The sequence below is a fragment of the Nodosilinea sp. LEGE 07298 genome, assembly GCF_015207265.1.
GTDB lineage: Bacteria > Cyanobacteriota > Cyanobacteriia > Phormidesmidales > Phormidesmidaceae > Nodosilinea.
Map to the genome: position 1 here is coordinate 1 of NZ_JADEXE010000145.1, position 16,988 is coordinate 16,988.

At 54.6% G+C, this 16,988-nt stretch carries 18 protein-coding genes; 14 read left to right on the forward strand and 4 right to left on the reverse strand.

Features of this window, described 5'->3' with window-relative positions; genetic code table 11:
* The first annotated feature begins 175 nt into the window (after window positions 1–175).
* Complete coding sequence (locus IQ273_RS18995; protein ID WP_194024735.1) at window positions 176–1,039, forward strand: arginase family protein; 864 nt, start codon at window positions 176–178, stop codon at window positions 1,037–1,039.
* Between the two features lie 91 nt (window positions 1,040–1,130).
* On the opposite strand, the gene IQ273_RS19000 is transcribed toward IQ273_RS18995, so the two are convergent.
* Window positions 1,131–2,606, reverse strand: a complete 1,476-nt coding sequence (locus tag IQ273_RS19000; RefSeq protein ID WP_194024736.1) for an alpha-amylase — start codon at window positions 2,604–2,606, stop codon at window positions 1,131–1,133.
* A gap of 259 nt (window positions 2,607–2,865) precedes the next feature.
* On the reverse strand, window positions 2,866–4,389 hold the full coding sequence (locus IQ273_RS19005) for a NarK family nitrate/nitrite MFS transporter (RefSeq protein ID WP_194024737.1): 1,524 nt from the start codon (window positions 4,387–4,389) through the stop codon (window positions 2,866–2,868).
* Between the two features lie 452 nt (window positions 4,390–4,841).
* Between IQ273_RS19005 and IQ273_RS19010 the strand changes: the two genes are divergently transcribed.
* The 4 genes from IQ273_RS19010 (at window position 4,842) to IQ273_RS19025 (ending at window position 7,181) form a co-directional block, all read left to right on the forward strand.
* A complete protein-coding gene (locus IQ273_RS19010) occupies window positions 4,842–5,042 on the forward strand; it encodes a hypothetical protein (RefSeq protein WP_194024738.1) in 201 nt (66 codons plus the stop codon).
* A 145-nt stretch (window positions 5,043–5,187) separates the two neighbouring features.
* On the forward strand, window positions 5,188–5,358 hold the full coding sequence (locus IQ273_RS19015; protein ID WP_194024739.1) for a hypothetical protein: 171 nt from the start codon (window positions 5,188–5,190) through the stop codon (window positions 5,356–5,358).
* Window positions 5,359–6,005: 647 nt separating this feature from the next.
* Window positions 6,006–6,725, forward strand: coding sequence for a hypothetical protein (locus IQ273_RS19020; RefSeq protein ID WP_194024740.1), 720 nt, complete (start codon window positions 6,006–6,008; stop codon window positions 6,723–6,725).
* A gap of 36 nt (window positions 6,726–6,761) precedes the next feature.
* On the forward strand, window positions 6,762–7,181 hold the full coding sequence (locus IQ273_RS19025) for a hypothetical protein (RefSeq protein WP_194024741.1): 420 nt from the start codon (window positions 6,762–6,764) through the stop codon (window positions 7,179–7,181).
* A 42-nt stretch (window positions 7,182–7,223) separates the two neighbouring features.
* Here IQ273_RS19025 and dinB read toward each other — a convergent pair whose 3' ends face one another.
* Window positions 7,224–8,291, reverse strand: coding sequence for a DNA polymerase IV (dinB, locus tag IQ273_RS19030; RefSeq protein WP_194024742.1), 1,068 nt, complete (start codon window positions 8,289–8,291; stop codon window positions 7,224–7,226).
* 115 nt (window positions 8,292–8,406) lie between these two features.
* On the opposite strand from dinB, the gene IQ273_RS19035 reads away from it, so the two are divergent.
* The 9 genes from IQ273_RS19035 to IQ273_RS35860 all read left to right on the forward strand — a co-directional run bounded on the left by IQ273_RS19035 (window position 8,407) and on the right by IQ273_RS35860 (window position 16,209).
* On the forward strand, window positions 8,407–8,916 hold the full coding sequence (locus IQ273_RS19035) for an Hsp20/alpha crystallin family protein (protein ID WP_194024743.1): 510 nt from the start codon (window positions 8,407–8,409) through the stop codon (window positions 8,914–8,916).
* 99 nt (window positions 8,917–9,015) lie between these two features.
* Complete coding sequence (locus IQ273_RS19040) at window positions 9,016–9,378, forward strand: antibiotic biosynthesis monooxygenase (RefSeq protein WP_194024744.1); 363 nt, start codon at window positions 9,016–9,018, stop codon at window positions 9,376–9,378.
* A gap of 518 nt (window positions 9,379–9,896) precedes the next feature.
* Window positions 9,897–10,418, forward strand: a complete 522-nt coding sequence (locus IQ273_RS19045; protein ID WP_194024752.1) for a M23 family metallopeptidase — start codon at window positions 9,897–9,899, stop codon at window positions 10,416–10,418.
* Between the two features lie 6 nt (window positions 10,419–10,424).
* Complete coding sequence (locus tag IQ273_RS19050; RefSeq protein ID WP_194024745.1) at window positions 10,425–12,596, forward strand: pentapeptide repeat-containing protein; 2,172 nt, start codon at window positions 10,425–10,427, stop codon at window positions 12,594–12,596.
* Window positions 12,597–12,635: 39 nt separating this feature from the next.
* On the forward strand, window positions 12,636–13,232 hold the full coding sequence (locus IQ273_RS19055; RefSeq protein WP_194024746.1) for a 5-formyltetrahydrofolate cyclo-ligase: 597 nt from the start codon (window positions 12,636–12,638) through the stop codon (window positions 13,230–13,232).
* A gap of 301 nt (window positions 13,233–13,533) precedes the next feature.
* Window positions 13,534–13,881 carry a pentapeptide repeat-containing protein gene (locus tag IQ273_RS19060; RefSeq protein ID WP_194024747.1) on the forward strand — a complete coding sequence of 116 codons (348 nt, stop codon included), beginning with the start codon at window positions 13,534–13,536 and terminating at the stop codon, window positions 13,879–13,881.
* Between the two features lie 11 nt (window positions 13,882–13,892).
* Window positions 13,893–14,801 (forward strand): aldo/keto reductase, encoded by a 909-nt coding sequence (locus IQ273_RS19065; protein ID WP_194024748.1) that lies wholly within the window; start codon window positions 13,893–13,895, stop codon window positions 14,799–14,801.
* Window positions 14,802–15,082: 281 nt separating this feature from the next.
* A complete protein-coding gene (locus IQ273_RS19070; protein ID WP_194024749.1) occupies window positions 15,083–15,703 on the forward strand; it encodes an NAD(P)-dependent oxidoreductase in 621 nt (206 codons plus the stop codon).
* 143 nt (window positions 15,704–15,846) lie between these two features.
* Window positions 15,847–16,209: a DnaJ domain-containing protein gene (locus IQ273_RS35860; protein WP_194024750.1), complete on the forward strand. Its 363-nt coding sequence runs from the start codon at window positions 15,847–15,849 to the stop codon at window positions 16,207–16,209.
* Window positions 16,210–16,376: 167 nt separating this feature from the next.
* On the opposite strand, the gene IQ273_RS19080 is transcribed toward IQ273_RS35860, so the two are convergent.
* Window positions 16,377–16,913, reverse strand: a complete 537-nt coding sequence (locus tag IQ273_RS19080) for a hypothetical protein (protein ID WP_194024751.1) — start codon at window positions 16,911–16,913, stop codon at window positions 16,377–16,379.
* Window positions 16,914–16,988 lie beyond the last annotated feature (75 nt).

Sequence of the window (16,988 nt, forward strand, 5' to 3'; positions counted from 1 at the left end):
ATTGCCGGTCAGATGTTTGATAACGAATATGACTTGGCCATGACCGTCATTGACGGCATGGAAGCGCGTAGTAAAGCTGGAAATTATCAGCTAGAACGTTTTATGTTTAAATGCGCCTAGCTACTTACATCATCTAAGAGTTATTTCTAAACATTCAGCATTAAGTGAGCTAGCGATGCCAGACTGCTTAGACTCAACCCTAAACCTCTTCTTTCCGCAGTGGCAGGGTTCAGCAAGATTTGAACTTTACGAAGGTGCTAAACTTCTTCACGAGTTTTTGCGAAATAAAATTTCTTTTACCCAAATTCCTGTTTCTCTGACTTATTCACTAACTGCTGATGAGAATATCCTTGGGTACAACCAAATTCTTTCCCAGCTCCTAAATACTTGTAGAGTGATCCAGGCTTATAATCCAGAACGTATTTTGACCATTGGAGGAGATTGTGGCATTGAAATTGCTCCAGTTTCTTTTCTCAACAAAAAGTATGCCCAAGCCTTAACTGTTATTTGGTTAGATGGCCATGGAGATCTAAATACACCCGGTTCATCTCCTAGTTCTCATTTTCACGGAATGCCGCTTCGTGCTTTGCTTGGTGAAGGCAACGTAGATATTCTAAATCATGCCTTCTCAATATTAAGCCCAGAGCAAGTGTTTCTGGTTGGAGCAAGGGAGTTCGACATACCTGAGAAAAACTTCATTCAGCAACAAGAACTGTCCGTATTCTCTGCTGAATCAATAAACAATGGAGACTTCAATAAGTTGTTTTCAATGCTAGGCAAGAGGGGTTCTGATAAGCTTTATATCCATCTTGACCTAGATGTCATCGAGCCTGATGAGTTTCCTCACGTTGCTTGTCCAACGCCAGGTGGAATACGTATAGACAAACTCAGAGATTTATTAGTTAGCTTAAAAAGCAATTTTGATGTGGTTGGCTTTAGCGTGCTAGAGTTCTTACCTACTGAGTTTAAACACTTAGCTGTTTTAGATGTTATCAAGCTAATCAACAGCGCAAAACTACCATTCCTGGCAGCCATATAACCATGCTCAACTCTATGCGATCGCTCTGCAACAGAAGCGGTTGAGTTTGATGAAATAAATGATTGTGAGGCTTGGCAAAGTGCAGTAGCCGCTACTGCGGCACCCAAACCGATACCGACCCCGCCGGACAAGAAAATTCACCCCAGCCCTGATCATTCGTAGTTACGGGTTCACCAATATGCTCAGTGATGTCGATATAGGTGCGGTTTGGTTGGCCGACCTCCATCCATTTGCGGCCAGTATTTCCATTCGTAAGCACCACAGCCATTCCGCCAGGGTGTTCGGCGTTGCCCAATCGTGTCCAACCAATTGTGTTGGGATGATCAAAGTAGTCGTACTGGTCACCATAAGCATAGGCATGGCGGGCCTTTAAGAACCTATCAATCAAATAGCGATGACTAACTAGCCAAATTTCATATTCACCGCCGTCGTTACCTACATCTGTATAGTGAGCACCATAGTAATCGGCGTAGAAAATGCAGGGATAACCCCCACGGCGCAGCAAAATCAACGCATAAGCCAGTGGCTTAAACCAAGGCTCTACTAGTGATTCTAGGGTTTGCAACGGCTGAGAATCGTGGTTGTCGACTAGGGTGACAGCTAAATCGGGTTGATGCTGTACTAGAGTGTTGTCGAAAATTTGTCGCAGGTCGTAGCCGCTACCGCTTTTGCTCGCTCGGTAAAAGTTGTAGTGTAGCGGTGCATCAAACAAATGCACGTTGGTTCCAATCGCACTAATGAAGCGATGCAAATCTTCAACGTTTTCAGACCAGTATTCGCCGACGATAAATAAGTTTTTGCCTGACTGTTGACGACAGTAGTCGAACCACGGTGGCAAAAAGTCGGCCCGCACATGTCTGACAGCATCAAAGCGAAACCCGTCTACGTCGGTTGTATTGACAAACCAGGCTCCCCAATCGTTGAGAGCGGTTCGCACTTCTTCTGCGCCGATGTCGAGATCGCAGCCCATCAAGTAGTCATAGACCCCGTGATCTGAATCAGTATTGGCGTCGAAACTTTTGCCCTCAAATATATAGATCGCTTTAAAATTTTCATCGTTGGCGTTGTAGTCGACAGCGTCGAAGTTCCACCAGTGCCACTCCATATCGGAATATTTGCGATCGCGCCCCGGAAATTTGAAATGGGTCCACACGTTAACCGTTTGAAGATCGCCAATTGGGGTGGTGCCGCTACTGGGATCATGGGGAGTGGCTTTGGCCTCTTCAGTAGCATCTGCCCCCATCATGTGATTGAGTACGATGTCAGCATAGACCTCAACCCCCGCCGACTTAGCGGCCTTGACGGCCTCAACGTATTGATCTTTGGTGCCGTACTTGGTGCGGACACTGCCCTTTTGATCAAACTCTCCCAGATCGTACAGGTCGTATACGCTGTAGCCGACATCGTAACCACCGCTGGCCCCTTTATAAGCTGGGGGAAGCCAAACTGCCGTAATCCCTGCCGAAGTTAGATCTTGAACGTTCTCGACGAGCTGCTTCCAAAGATTCCCATCGGATGGTAAATACCAATGGAAATACTGCATCATTACGCCATTATGGCTAGGCATGCCAAGCTCTCCGAGCGGGGGAAACGTGATTAGCGCCATCACTATTGCAGATGTCTTAAGCGTTTAAATCTCCCGTCAGGGACATTTTTTTAATTGGGGACTCGTTGTGAGCTAAAGAGATCTTCAATGAGAACGTCCTAACCTTTGTGGCGGCTATATCTGGTCAGCGTAAAACATCAGTGGTGCATTCCGGCCCCAGCGCAACGCCTGAGCGGGTGGCTTCGCCTGTCGACCGATAATGCACCCATCGTCGCTGCCCCTACAGGCGATCGCGTAGCGTCCCTAGATGAGAATCGCCCTGCTCGACCGGCACTGCCGAAGGCAACTGCACGCCCTGTTCCGCATGGGAACCGACGATCTCTTTCATTGTGAAAGCATTCAAAAAGGCGACGATTAGCGCTACACAGCCCAGCATTTGAAAGAACAGTTTGTCGCCCGCTACGCCCTGGGGCAAAAGGCTGTACACCGTCAGATAGACCACCGCGCCGACGTTGCCATAAGCCCCCACGTTGCCCGCAATCTGCCCGGTAATGCGCGGCTTGATCAGCGGCACAATGGCGTAAGTGGCCCCCTCGGCAGCCATCACAAAGAACGACGCCACCATGGTCATGATCACCACAAAGACGATGGGAATGCCCTGGCCAAACAGGCTAAACAGCAGGTAGCCAAACCCAGTGCCCGCCATGGTAAGCACCAGGGTGAGCTTGCGGCTGCCCAGTTTATCGGAGAGCAGCCCGCCGCCTGGTCTCGCCACCAGGTTCATAAAGGCGTACATGCCCGCCACCGCTCCAGCAACGGCGGCGGTGAGGCCAAAGCCGCGCTCAAAGTAGGTGGGCAGCATCGACACTACCGCTAGCTCAGAGCCAAAGCAGGCGATATAGGCCAACTCCAGGTTAAATACTTGGGAAAATTTGTAGCGGTCTTCGGGGGCGTAGCGCTTTTGACCCGTCATCAACGGCTTGTTGGCCTGCCAGATGTTGTAGGACTGAAACAGGTAGAGACCAACTAGCAACACCCCAATGACGGCCAGGGTTTGCATTGTAATGAACTCAACGGTGGTCAAGCGCCAGGCAATCAGCCCCAGCACCGCCACCAGGGGAATATTGGCGGCCAGCAAAAACCAGAAGTCGCGCTGGCTGGTTACTTCCATGCCCGCACTGCTGGGAGGACGCTGGTAGACCTTGCCAGGGGGCGTATCGGTGACGCTGAAGTAGTAGATAACGCCGTAGCAGGCGGCAGCCAGGCCGGTGAGGGCGATCGCGAGTCGCCAGTTCACCTCGCCCACGGCAAAAAAGCCCAGGGCCGTTGCGATCGAAGGCAGCGTAAAGGCCGCCCCCGCCGAGCCAAAGTTGCCCCAGCCGCCGTAGATACCTTCGGCCAGGCCAATTTCGTTGTCGTCAAACCATTCGGCCACCATGCGAATGCCAACCACAAAACCGCAGCCGACAATGCTGAGCGCCAGGCGCGAGTAGACCATCTGCTCAAAATTTTGGGCCATGGCAAAGGCCAGGCAGGGAATCGCTGAGTAAATCAGCAGGCAAGAGTAGGTAATGCGCGGCCCAAAGCGATCGAGCACCATGCCAATAATGATGCGGGCGGGCACCGTCAGCGCTACGTTGCAGATGGCGATGGTGCGCATTTGCGGATCGCTCAGCCCTAGGTCGGCCTTAATGGCCGTAGACAGCGGGGCAAAGTTGAACCAAACGACAAACGACAAGAAGAATGCAAACCACGTCATATGCAGGACTTTGTACCTGCCGCGAAACGACCATATCCTAGCCATAGCTACTTAACTCCAGAAAATAGATCAAGGGGTTAGCTATTTGGTTTAGCCGCCCTAAAGCTCTGGTCAGCGATAGATTCACTCACTCGCCAACACAGGGTTATAGGTCTAGGACCACGAGAAAACCAGCTAACTATGAATGAAAAACCCAGATGTTTTGATTAGTCCTGGGAAAACTTAGTTGCAGGCAAGCTCAAAGCTGGTGAGCTGAGATCACCAAGCATGACCGCCGACAAATAAATCTTTTGCATAGGTAAAGACTAATGGCGACCCCACCGGTGCTTTGTGTAAGTGCTTACAAAACTACGGCGCTGATGGTTTTTCTGCACTGTTGTGATGCAGTTATCGCAACACCATGAGATCATGACTTCCTGGGAATTAAGAATTTTCTGTATCCAGAGATACAAAACGGGTAGAATAGAACAAGATAATTCCTTTTTTCAATTCGCCCCATGAAACCTCAAGACCCCAGGGTCGCGATCGCCCTTCACCGCCTCGATCTCGTGGCCACCGTCGCTGCTGTCTTGGCCGCCGCCACCTTTGTCGGGTCTGTCTCTACTCTGATTGCGATCGAGCAGGCCGCGACATCGTCTCAGGCTCCGGTCGTACCCAGCGAAGCGGTGCTGTGGCAGGGCCTGGGCCACCAAGAATAGCCCGGAACAGCACTTTAATTTCTTTCTCAGGCGACGCTAATAGTGTTTTAGGCTACATTTATTCGGTTCTCAGCTTGGCCCGGCATTGTAGAAGCCGTAGACCATAAGCAAGCAAAGCCAAACCCTTTGCTGAAGGAGAATCCCTATGAAACGTTACTTACTTTCTGGTTTGACCATTGTGCTATCTACCCTGGCCCTAGCGTCTGCCGCCAATGCTGGTCAGACCCATCTCAATGACGCTGCCGCCGATATTAATGGCGATGGCGTTGTCACCATCAGCGAACTGATTATGTACAACCGTGACCAGCGCGACTAACCAGCTAGCGATCGCTGAGTCACCCTAAATCAACCCTCTATAGCCATAGTCACGTTGGTTAGAACATCCAGAAACCCTTATGAATGTTCAAACGTTTGAACGTTCATAGGAGACCTGTCTTAACCAGACTGGCTACAGCTATAACCCCTCGCGAGCCCGCTGTATAAGACAGCGGGCTCGCGAGTATGTAGCGGCAAGCAGCCGCCTATAGCCAGAGTCACCTGGGTTAGGACATCAATCAATCCTGAAAACGTTCAAACGTTTGAACGCTCGTCTAACAGACGTCCTAATCCGATTGGCTACAGCTATAGCACTCGAAAGCTGAAATACACCCACTATTCCGGCTCGTTTGGCTCCCTAGCGCCCCTGCTCCCTCGCAATTGGCACTAGTCGTCACACTGATGCCGCCGTCTGCTAGTGCCATCAGATTTCGGTATAAAAAACAACTAACGAACGGTCAATAGCAGCCCTCAAGTAATCACAGTAGAATCCGATCTAATACCAATCCCAGATCCGAATCGCATAACCCCGATTCCAAACAGGAGGCTTGCGCAGGGGCAAACGGTGTTTGCCCAGCCCAACTGGGGGTAGCCAAGGCGGATTCAACAAATTCAGTATGAGAGCCGTTTGCGGATAGATAGATAACTATGCGAGTACCTATTGGCAACCTAGGCAAACTAATGGTCAGCCTTGGCATTGTTTTGGCTGTGGGAGCGCTACCCGCTCAGGCCCAGTCAGACCGTCAAGTTGCGGCCCTAGTCGAGGCGCTTCGTCAAGCCGCGCCGCAAACGGGGCAGGCGAATGACGGTCTGTACAGCGACTGGCAGATTATGCCAGCCAACATTCCTCGGTGGTCTAGATCCTGCCTCGGTCGAGAGCTTTCACCGTCTGAATTTGAGGCTAGCCCAGACGCTGCCCGCTCGGTAGTGACCTGTGTAATGCGGGACGTGCTGCAAGATGAGTACGAGGCTAGCGGTAACGATGAAATACTAGCGGTGCGCCGGTCCGCTGCCTGGTGGATGCGGGGTGACCCGTCTCAATACAACAATTCTGAAATTGCAGATTACGTTCAAAGGGTCGTGGCTGCCTATGAGAGTCAAGGGGCCGCGACCGCCGCCGCCACGCCTCAGGCCTCTCCGCCTGCACAACAACCGCCCCAGTCATCCGAGTTCGATCGCTACATGGCGGCTGGGTATGAGGCCACCAATCAACGCGATTATGAAACCGCGCTGCTCTACTTTCAGCGGGCCTTAGACGAGCGCCCCAGCGATTCCTATGCTCAGCAGGCCATCCAAAATGTTGAGCAGTATCGCACCGGCACGCCTGACGATGCCTCTGGCCGTCCATCTCAGCCCAATTCCCAGTAGCTTATGAAACCTTTGCTTGTTGGCTTGGTCGCAATCGTGGCAGCTGTCAGCGCGTCTAGTGCGCTAGCTCAATCTACTGAAGCGGATTGGGTTGAGATCACGCGCAATGCGGTGGGCGATCGCTTCATGGTAGAGCGCAACTCCATTGAACTTAGAAATGGGGCGGTTTGGTATTGGGAACATCGCGATTTTCCTCAGCCGAACAACGCCTTTATCGGCGTTGAGCTAGGGCAACCGGTCTATGGAGTCACGCTATATCGCTCTGCCGATTGTGTTGGCGGGGTTGCTCGGCTCAGACAAATTATTGCGCGCGACCAAGAACAACAGGTAATTCAGCGCCTTAACTATGGGGATGCGGGTCCGTTGTCACAACCTCAGTCTGGCAGTAGCGCAGCAGCCGTTCTGAGCTTTGTCTGTGAGCAAGTCCAGTCAGCCCCCGATGAATCTCAATCATAGGCAAATCGGCGGTGGCGAGACGATGCTATGGGGAACCCCCCTCTAAATTTCCAGTGACAGCTGGACATAGGTGAGTTCACCCACCGGTTCCAAATTCGAGAGCGTCAGCCCCAGCAGGCGCACAGGCTGGCTGCGATCGAGGTGGGCCAAGAGCATTTCCTCCGCCCAGGGCAACAGGGGCGACTCGGGGCCAATGGCGGCGACAAAGGTGCGGCTGCGGGTAATCTGCCGGTAGCTGGCGTACTTAACCTTGAGGGTAAGGGTGTGGCCCCGACGGCGCTGCTCTTGCAGGCGGCGGATTACGTCGGTGGCCACCTGCTCCAGGGCCTCGGTCATGGCAGCCATCGTGGTCAGGTCGGGCGAAAACGATCGCTCGGCTCCGATCGATTTGCGAATGCGGTTGGGGTTTACAGGGCGATCGTCTTTTCCCTGGGCGACGCGGTAGTAGAAGCGACCGGCTTTGCCAAAGTGCCGCACCAGGTCGGCCTCGGCCCACGGTTGCAGGTCGGCCCCGGTAGCAATGCCCAGGGCGTGCATTTTGCGGGCGGTAACCTGACCAATACCGTGAAATTTTTCGATGGGGAGGGCGGCGACAAAGGCCTCGGCCTGCTCCGGCAAAATCAGCGTCAGACCGTCGGGTTTGTTTTGCCCGCTGGCCATTTTGGCCAAAAATTTGTTGACCGATACGCCCGCCGAGGCGGTGAGCCGGGTCGTGGCGAAAATGTCGGCCTTGATGCGGCGGGCGATCGCCAGGGCCGAGGGTTCTTCTAGCGCATTGACGGTCACATCCAGGTAGGCTTCGTCGAGCGACAGCGGCTCGACCAGGTCGGTATAGCGGTGAAAAATGTCGCGAATTTGCCGCGAAACATCTTTATAAACGTCAAAGCGGGGTCGAGCAAAAATTAGCGCTGGGCAGCGCTGCTGGGCGATACGCGCGGGCATGGCCGAGTGAATGCCGTACTGGCGGGCCTCGTAGCTGGCGGCAGCCACCGCCCCCCGCTGCTCGGGCCGACCGCCCACTACCAGGGGTTTGCCCCGGTACTCGGGGAAATCTCGCTGCTCCACGGAGGCGAAGAACGCGTCCATATCAATATGCAGAATTTTTCTCATGGCGGCTCATAGCGGCTCATGGCGGTTATACCCCACTGGGCAGAGGGCTTTCCCGACCTGTGGAATGGAGGACTGACCGCGATGATTATAAGTATAGAAAGCAGGGAGTTAGGCTATGGTTACCTGGCAATCATCGTCTCGGCAATCGTCGTTTCAACCGCCCAGCTGGGGATTGGGTGCCGCCCAGGCTCAAATGGATGCGATCGCCGCCGCCCTGATGCCGCTTGGGGTTTCGCCCTCGGGCCGGGTGCAGTTGCCCTCCATTGAAATTGAGACCACCGCCGATGCGCTGGTGGTGACCGCTTTTTTGCCGGGGGTAGACCCGCAGGCGGTGCAGGTGCGCGCTACTCAAACCTCGCTCACCTTTTCGGGCCAGCGACAGTCGGGCCACCGCACCTCCCTGCTGCAAAACTTCGGCATTAACTACTTTCAGCAGACGGTACCTCTGCCCGAGCGCGTGATCGATCGCCAGGTGCAGGTGGCTTACCAGCAGGGGGCGATTATCGTCACGCTGCCCAGGCGTAAAGGCTGGAGCCAGCGTTTGGCCAGAGGATGGCAGCGCCTGCGGTACTCTTTGGGGCAATCCCTCAAAGCTCTGGGCCAGCGTCTGTTAAAAGATCGGTAACAGAATCTAAAGCCTAGGTAAGAAAAAGTGTTGGTTGTCACCATCTGATCGACACTTAACTTACGACGTTTATGACTAGACCTAGGATTGATTCTGTTTATGAGTGACTTCGACGATTTTCTGCGCCACAAGTACGCCTACGTAGCCATTGGCGAGTTTAAGCCTGGCTGTTTTAGCGAGGCCCGCCAGCTCTACGAAAAGGCGGTGTCGACCTATACCGAAGGCTTTAAGGGAGCGTACCTGCTGCAAGAACCGGGCAGCGATCGCGGCATTGCCATCATTCTCTGGGACAGCATTGAGAATATGGACGGCCACCACGACGCCGTTTACCAGCAGACCCTGGGCAAAATTGCCCACCTGTTCGAAACCCCACCGGTCACCTCTTTTTACGAAGTGTGTAGCGAAATTGGGCTGCCCCAAATCTTGGCTGCCGCCAGCGCCTCAGCTCAGGCCAGTCGTTAATCGGTCAACCGAGCGTTCAACGTTCACAAGCGCTAGTGCCTGACTCGTGCCCTGGGCCATTGCCCAACGCTGTAGATAGAGCCGCCTCGACAGGCAATGGCCCAGGCGCAGCCTGCACTGTGTTTTTGTGTTTTAACCAAACTGGCAAGAATGCCGGTTCAGCGCCTGTAGTCAGACGAATAAGAGCGTTAGACCCGCCTCAGTCGAAAATTTGGCGGAATAGCTGGCGTTATGACAGGTCGCTAGCACTGATGTTTAAATGCAAAGCCTTTAAAAAAGTCGCTCCAGTTCCTAAAACTGGGATAAGCTAATTGGCGATGTTCGCTGCTCCTACGATCGCCAGTTGAATCATGAACGGTCGACTCCACACTCTGCCCCGGCTGTCTTTTACTGCTTTGTTCAAACCCGGTTGGGTGAAGACAGCAGCCTCTAAGTTAACCAAGCTAACCAAGATCTTGCCTCGACCTCAGACCCTGCTAGGGCTGGGACTATCGACGGCTGTAGCGGTGGCAGTCTTCATGCCCCGCTCAATGCCAACCGCCAGCGCTCAAGACCTCACCGCCGCGCTGTGGACTAGGGCATCCTTCCCGGTCGAAGATTTTCAAACCTATACCTCCCCCTTTGGCTACCGCAGTGACCCCTACAGCGGTAGCTCTCGTTTTCACTATGGGCTAGACCTAGCTGCCCCCAACGGCAGCTACATTCGCAACTGGTGGGCTGGCGAAGTCCTCTGGGTCGAAGGTAGTGGGGCCTGTGGCACCTCCATTGCAATTAAATCGGGCGAATGGACCCACATCTACTGCCACATGCAGGGTCGTGTAGAGGGCAGTGGACAGAGCAAAGTCATGGTCGATCGCGACGGTGGCATTCAGCTCAGGCCGGGGCAGCCGATTCCTGCCGGGGCACGCATTGGCCGGGTGGGCATGACGGGTCGCACCACCGGGCCACACCTGCACTGGGGGCTTAAGTATCAAGACAACTGGGTCGACCCGGCTCTGGTGCTGCGGGCCATGTATGTTGGCCAGCAGGCGGCGCTTTAGGCGGCGGTGCCTGAATGGCGATGGCGGCGATGGCTAATCTGGCTCGGTATGGGGTTGGGGGTAGTGGCGTTTGTGGTGGGAACCGCGATCGCCTCGCCCCGCCCCGCCTGGGCCGCCGACAGTCACCCTGCCCTCACGCTCGATAGTCTGCGCCAGCGGCTGGCCAATCCGGTGCAGCGGGAGGCCCGATCTGCGGTTGACCTGCGCTACTACACCATTGATTTGCGCCCCGATAGCCCTTTGACCGACAGCTTTTACCGGCTGCTGAGCAGCGGGCTGCAAAAGCCAGCGACAGCCCCTACCCTAGACCTCAGCTACGCCATTGTGCAGGGCGACCTAGATCTACAGCGGCTGGGCCAGCGCGAACCCCTCTATGGCGACACGCTCTCGTCGTTGCTGAGTGAGGCCGGGCAGGCGCAGCTCAAGCGCGATCGCCAGCGCCTGCTGCAGCTGAGTCGGCTGTCGCAGTCGTTGCTGATTCAGGGTCAGGGCAGCAGCCAGCAAATTTATTTGTTCAAAGCGCCGCTGGTGGCGGTGCAAACTCGCTTTGGCGGTCAGGTGCTGGGGGGCGATACCTTCTTTTTGGGGCGGGTGTTGGCCAGTGGGGCAGTGTTTGATCAGGGGCTATCGCTGTCGGGGGCGCGCTTTAATCGGGCGGTCAATTTGTCGGGGGCCGACTTTCGCCAGAGGGTGCAGGCCAAGGGCAGCCTATTTTTTGAGGCCGCCCGCTTTGATCAGAGCCAGTTTAGGGCCGGGGCCAACTTTCAGGGGGCCGAGTTTAAAACCAATGCCAACTTTAGCCGGGCGGTGCTGGCGGGTGACCTCAACTTTAGCCGGGTGCAGTGGCAGGGGGTAGCCGATTTTGCCCGCACCTTTTGGCTGGGGTCGGCCTTTTTTGTGCGCAGCTACTTTGCCAAGGCGCTATTTTTTACCGAGGCCCGCTTCGATGCGCCGCTGGTGCTGCGTCAGGCCCGTTTTGGCGAGCCGATCAACTTGCGCAATGCCATGCTGGGCAGTGAGGTGGACCTCGGCGATGCCCTGTTTCCGCCATCGGCCTACCTGAACGTGGCGGGCCTGGAGTTTAGCCTGGAGCAAACCCAGATTTTGGGCACCCCCGGCAAAATTGGCCGGGTGTTTTCGGTGCCGCAGCTGGCGGGCAATGAAACCCTGCTGCGTAACCTGGAGCGCAACTTTCGTCGCCTGGAGCAAATTAGCGACGCCAACTACATCGCCTACACTGCCGAGCGCCTGCGCCTCAAGGCCTGGCAGCAGCGGCTGTTGGGCACTAACATCAATACCGCCTCGGTGCCCGCCCTGGTGCGGGCTGGCTTTACCGGAGCCCAGGCGGCGGCGGTGGTCGAGCAGCGGCAAACCCAGACCTTTATTGGCACTGAAGGGGTGCTGAGCGTGGCAGGGGTTGACCTGGCGGCGTATTTGAAAGTGCGCGATCGCATCTTTGCCCGCGATGTGTTCCCCATTACTCAGCGCCTGGCCCTAGCCCTGCGCTGGCTGTGGCTGGGCGGGCTGGTGGTGCTGAGCCGCTACGGCACCAGCTTTGGCCTTACCTTTGGCCTGGGGCTGGTGGCGATTCCGACCTTTGCGCTGATGTTTTGGCTGGTCGATCGCTACCGCCGCCGCCGCGCCACCCCGATTTTGCCGCCGTTGGCAGAGGGGCTGTGGCTGGGTGGGGGCTGTAGTCTGCTGCTGGGGCTAGGGCTAAATGCCCTGCTGCGGGCCGCTGACTACCCGCTGCTGACGCTAGGGTTTCTGTTTATGCTGCTGGTGCCGGTACCGGCGGTGCTGATTGGCCTGGTGATCAAGCGAGGGCGCTACCATGACCTGATGGATGAAAGCTATTTTGTTGAAGACGGCGGCCTACGTCAGCTCAGGCTGCTGATTGCCCGGCTGCCGGTGATACCGAAGTTTCCGTTTTTTCGCGATCGCTACACCTACCTGCTGCTCGATCGCCGCTGGAACTGGCTCAACTACCTCGACTTTAGCCTTAACAACTGGCTTAAGTTCGGCTTTAATGACATTCGGTTACGAGACCAGCACGTGCCAGGACTCATTACCGCGCTCGTGTGGTATCAATGGGGGTTGGGTCTGCTCTACACAGCGCTGCTCCTGTGGACGCTCTCGCGCACCATTCCAGGTCTAAATCTCCTGATTTACTTCTAACGTCGCTGTTGGCTATCCCTCGACCGTTGACTTTCCCCCGTGATCCCATCCTCTTCTTCAGATCTCAACCATCAGGCTAAATCCGATTTGCGCCGCCGCCTGATCAGCGCCCGCCAGAGCATTCCTTCCCAGGTATGGCGACAAAAAAGCGATCGCATCTGCGCCCACCTGCTCAACTGGAGCTACTTTCGCCAGTGCCGGGTAATTTTGGCCTATACCAGCTTTCGCCAGGAGCCCGACCTCAGCCCCCTGGCGGCACATCATCCACACTGGGGACTGCCCCGCTGCGTCGACAAAAATCAGCTGAACTGGCACTACTGGTCGGCCCAAAACAAATGGCCCCTACGCAAGGGGGCCTACGGGATTATCGAACCGCACCCCAGGTCGCCCCAAATCGACCTCTCCCTCGTCGATCTGATGCTCGTGCCTGCTGTCGCCTGTGATGTGCGCGGCTATCGACTCGGCTACGGCGGCGGCTACTACGATCGCCTGCTCAGCCAGGCTCCGTGGCAAAGCATTCCCACTGTGGGTATTGTGTTTGAGTACGCCCGTTTGCCCAGTCTGCCCAAAGATGTCTGGGATAAGCCCCTGGCCGGTGTCTGCTCCGAAAGTGGCCTTTTTCTGGGCGAAAAATAGTGCCCTTCGACTCCGCTCAGGGACCGTTTCGTACCCCGCTCCTTTCGACTCCGCTTAGGGACCGTTTCGTACCCCTCTCCCTTCGACTCCGCTCAGGGACCGTCCCATGCCAGCCCTACCACACGCTACCCCATCCCTTTAGCTCGGCTGCCCAGACTTTTTAGGTAGCAATAGCAATCAAGCCGTACACACACGTTGGTCGCTGATTTTCCATAGAAGTAGGCTCTAAGCCTAGCGATAGACGCCTTCTCTAACTTGAGGATCTATCCTGACCGTAGCGAGCTATCTATGGAGCAAGCCAATGATCGCTGAAGACTTAGTTAGACGTTATGAGGCGGGAGAGCGAGATTTTCGCCACACTGAGCTGAAAGGTGAAAAGTTAACCAACCTCAACCTCAGCGGTGCAGATTTTTCTGGGGCAAATTTGCGCGGGGCCGATTTGTCGGGGTCAGACTTTAGAAACTCAAGTTTTCGCAATGCTGACCTGACCCAGGCCAAACTGGCCCAAACCAATTTCAACCATGCCAATCTGCGCGGTACTACCCTAGCCGAGACTGACCTCAGTACAGCTCAGCTCAAAGACGCCGATCTAGACTGGTCGCAGGTGAGCGGCGGCCCCAGCCTGGCTGGTTTACCCGACTTAGAATAAATGGTCTAACTATGCTTTACAGAACCCTCGGCAATACTCAAGAAACTGTTTCGGCGATCGGCTTGGGTGGCTTTCACATTGGCAAGCAAAAAGATGAGCAGGAAAGTCTCCGCATTATTCGCAGCGCGATCGATCGCGGCATTACCTTTATGGATAACTGCTGGGACTACAACGAGGGCCTCAGCGAAGTGCGGATGGGCAATGCTCTGCAGGATGGCTACCGCGATCGCGTCTTTTTGATGACCAAGGCCGATGGTCGAACCAAAGCGCTAGCCGCTCAGCAAATCGATGAATCGCTAACGCGACTGCAAACCGACCATATCGATCTATTACAGTTTCATGAAGTGATTCGGCTGGAAGATCCGGATCGCATCTTTGCCGAAGAGGGAGCTGTTGCAGCTTTCCAAGACGCCAAACAGGCCGGAAAAATTCGCTACGTTGGTTTCACCGGCCACAAAGACCCGCTGGTACATTTGCGTATGTTAGAAATCGCCCGGCAGCACGATTTTCAGTTTGATACCGTGCAAATGCCTTTGAATGTCATGGACGCTCACTTTCGCAGCTTTCAGCACTACGTTTTACCGGTGCTAATCGAACGAGGGATTGGCGTTTTGGGGATGAAATCTATGGCGGGTGGACATATTCTTAAAAGCCGTATTGTTTCTGCTATTGAGTGCCTGCACTACGCGCTAAATCTACCCACCTCGGTGGTGATTACGGGTATCGACAGCATGGAGGTTCTGGATCAGGCGATTGAGGCGGCAGAGAGTTTTAATCCTATGAGCGACGAGAAGGTGTCGGAGCTGCTGTCGCGCACAGCCGGGGCAGCGGACTCAGGCCAATACGAACTGTTCAAAACCGACAATGTGTTTGACGCCACCGCCATGAACCCAGAATGGCTAGGCGTTGCTGCCGCTTAGCCTGGGCTGAAACCTGCGATCGCTTACTAATCATAGGTACGAATGGTACTGAAACAAGCGATCGCAGATGGTTCATGACCGGCCTTGAACCGTACATGCATACCCTAACCCCCACGACCCTGTCATCTTTAGCTTGGTAAACGACTCGGGTGGGCACCACCCACCAGCTTTAATTCAGTGATATTCAACCCTAAACTCCACAATCCATTTCAAAGGGTAGAAGTCAGCGATCGCCCCATCTGCCACCCTAAAGAAGTCATGGCGATGATGGAGAACACAGGATGAACCTGCTAATTTTTGGCGCAACTGGCGATACGGGGCGCGAGTTGGTCAAGCAAGCGCTGGCCCAGGGGCACGCCGTCACCGGCTTCTCTCGCCATGCCGATCAGCTAACCGCCGACTACCCCACGATACAGACGATTGAAGGGGATGTGACCGACAAGGCCACCGTAGAGAAGGCCGTGCAGGGGCAAGATGCCGTGCTGTCTGCCCTGGGTTCGTCGAGCCTGAAGCGGAGCCCGGCGCTAACCACAGGTGTGAGAAACATTGTTGAGGCGATGGAGCAGTACAATGTGCGTCGATTGATTTACCAGTCGTCTCTGGGGGTTGGTGAAAGCCGCAAGCAGGTCGGTTTTTTAGTGCGGTACATCATCATTCCGCTGGTGCTGCGCAATGCGATCGCCGACCACGAAGACAAAGAGCGCATCATCAAGCAAAGCAATCTTGACTGGGTGATTGTGCGCCCCGCCGGACTCACCAACGGCGAACATACGGGCGAGTACCGCTCTGGCGAAACGATTGATTTTGGGGCCAAAATTGCCCGCGCCGATGTAGCCGACTTTATGCTAAAGCAGGTCACCGATGACGCCTGCCTGAAGAAAACCCCCGGCGTGTCCTACTAAGTGCTCTCACCCGTTAGCTACTGATCCGGGCCACTATTGCTTTCTAATTCTAGGGCTTTCTGGCCTACGTCAATTGTGCTGTCCAGTTATAGTAAAAAAGACGAAGCCGAGTTTTCGCCAGCGGGCAATCAGGCCGCAAAACGATGCCAACCCCTCAAGACTCTACAGACTACTACGCGATCTTAAAGGTCAATCGACAGGCGAGCCTGCCCACCATCAAACAGGCTTACCGCGAGCTAGCCCGCCAGCTTCACCCCGACCTCAACCCCAGCGATGCGGCGGCAGAGCAATTCAAAGCTCTCAACGAAGCCTACGAAGTGCTTTCAGACCCGGCAAAACGCCGTCAGTACGATCGCTACGGTGCCCACTGGAAAAAAGCCGAGAAGGGGTACGCGACCACCAGCTATCCCAGCGGTAGGCAGCAGGATGACTTCGACGATATGGAGTTTGGCCGTTTTGGCCGCTTTGAAGACCTACTGGGCGATCTTTTCGATCGCTATAGTTAGAACTTTGTCTACTTTTAGTAGCTAAAAACCGGGTTTCTTGGCCACCTTCTAAGAGTTTCTGCAAGTTGCCTACGAGAAACCCGGTTTCCTTTGCTAAAGGTTATACTGCGGCAGGAGTGAGGGTTTAGTCCACATGCTTTGCAAGACTCATAACGCCCCTGAGCTAACTAGGCCGCAGGCGGCAACTGATGCCTTGACGAAGACGTTGGAGCATGATGCCCAAACAAAGTTTTGACCTTGTGCAGCCTCTGTAAGGCCTTTTCAGCGTCAGGGTATCGCTCCATAAGAAAGTCGATCAGGTCATCCGCCGTGCAGCTAACTTGAGTACCGCCATTCCAGGTGTGAAACTCCTTGTGAACGTCCTCCTTGAGCGTGATGAGGTTGTCAATGCAGGCGGCCAAGTCTGGATACTCTCTGCCAGAGTAAATATGGTGAGCAGCGGCGTTAAACTGATGCGTCTTGCTACTTCTTTTGAGCGTAATTTGACACGTTTCTCTATCTCGCTTTTTGGCGGCTTTCTTAGCCTTTTCAATCTCGTTTTTTCGAGCTGTTTCAGCATCGACAATTAGTTTAAATGTTTTCTTGCTTACCACTTCGACCGCTTTGCACCATTCTCTGCGGTCTTTTACCGTAAGCGATTGAGCTAATTCTCGGCTTAGGCGATTTCCGAGAATAAAAGTACCGTACAATTTGGCCTTGAGCACAGTATAGGCAGATGAACCGGTAGAGCGAGTTATGTTGCTATCAACCCTAGAAAGAGAGCAATTAAGCAAGAGTCA

Excerpts from the sequence above, each read along its gene's own strand:
- IQ273_RS19010 (WP_194024738.1), top strand. The coding sequence starts at position 4,842 with ATGAAACCTCAAGACCCCAGGGTCGCGATCGCCCTTCACCGCCTCGAT.
- IQ273_RS19005 (WP_194024737.1), bottom strand. The coding sequence starts at position 4,389 with ATGGCTAGGATATGGTCGTTTCGCGGCAGGTACAAAGTCCTGCATATG.
- IQ273_RS19020 (WP_194024740.1), top strand. The coding sequence starts at position 6,006 with ATGCGAGTACCTATTGGCAACCTAGGCAAACTAATGGTCAGCCTTGGC.
- IQ273_RS19040 (WP_194024744.1), top strand. The coding sequence starts at position 9,016 with ATGAGTGACTTCGACGATTTTCTGCGCCACAAGTACGCCTACGTAGCC.
- IQ273_RS18995 (WP_194024735.1), top strand. The coding sequence starts at position 176 with ATGCCAGACTGCTTAGACTCAACCCTAAACCTCTTCTTTCCGCAGTGG.
- IQ273_RS19015 (WP_194024739.1), top strand. The coding sequence starts at position 5,188 with ATGAAACGTTACTTACTTTCTGGTTTGACCATTGTGCTATCTACCCTG.
- IQ273_RS19060 (WP_194024747.1), top strand. The coding sequence starts at position 13,534 with ATGATCGCTGAAGACTTAGTTAGACGTTATGAGGCGGGAGAGCGAGAT.
- IQ273_RS35860 (WP_194024750.1), top strand. The coding sequence starts at position 15,847 with ATGCCAACCCCTCAAGACTCTACAGACTACTACGCGATCTTAAAGGTC.
- IQ273_RS19065 (WP_194024748.1), top strand. The coding sequence starts at position 13,893 with ATGCTTTACAGAACCCTCGGCAATACTCAAGAAACTGTTTCGGCGATC.
- IQ273_RS19045 (WP_194024752.1), top strand. The coding sequence starts at position 9,897 with ATGCCCCGCTCAATGCCAACCGCCAGCGCTCAAGACCTCACCGCCGCG.
- IQ273_RS19035 (WP_194024743.1), top strand. The coding sequence starts at position 8,407 with ATGGTTACCTGGCAATCATCGTCTCGGCAATCGTCGTTTCAACCGCCC.
- IQ273_RS19070 (WP_194024749.1), top strand. The coding sequence starts at position 15,083 with ATGAACCTGCTAATTTTTGGCGCAACTGGCGATACGGGGCGCGAGTTG.
- IQ273_RS19000 (WP_194024736.1), bottom strand. The coding sequence starts at position 2,606 with ATGCCTAGCCATAATGGCGTAATGATGCAGTATTTCCATTGGTATTTA.
- dinB (WP_194024742.1), bottom strand. The coding sequence starts at position 8,291 with ATGAGAAAAATTCTGCATATTGATATGGACGCGTTCTTCGCCTCCGTG.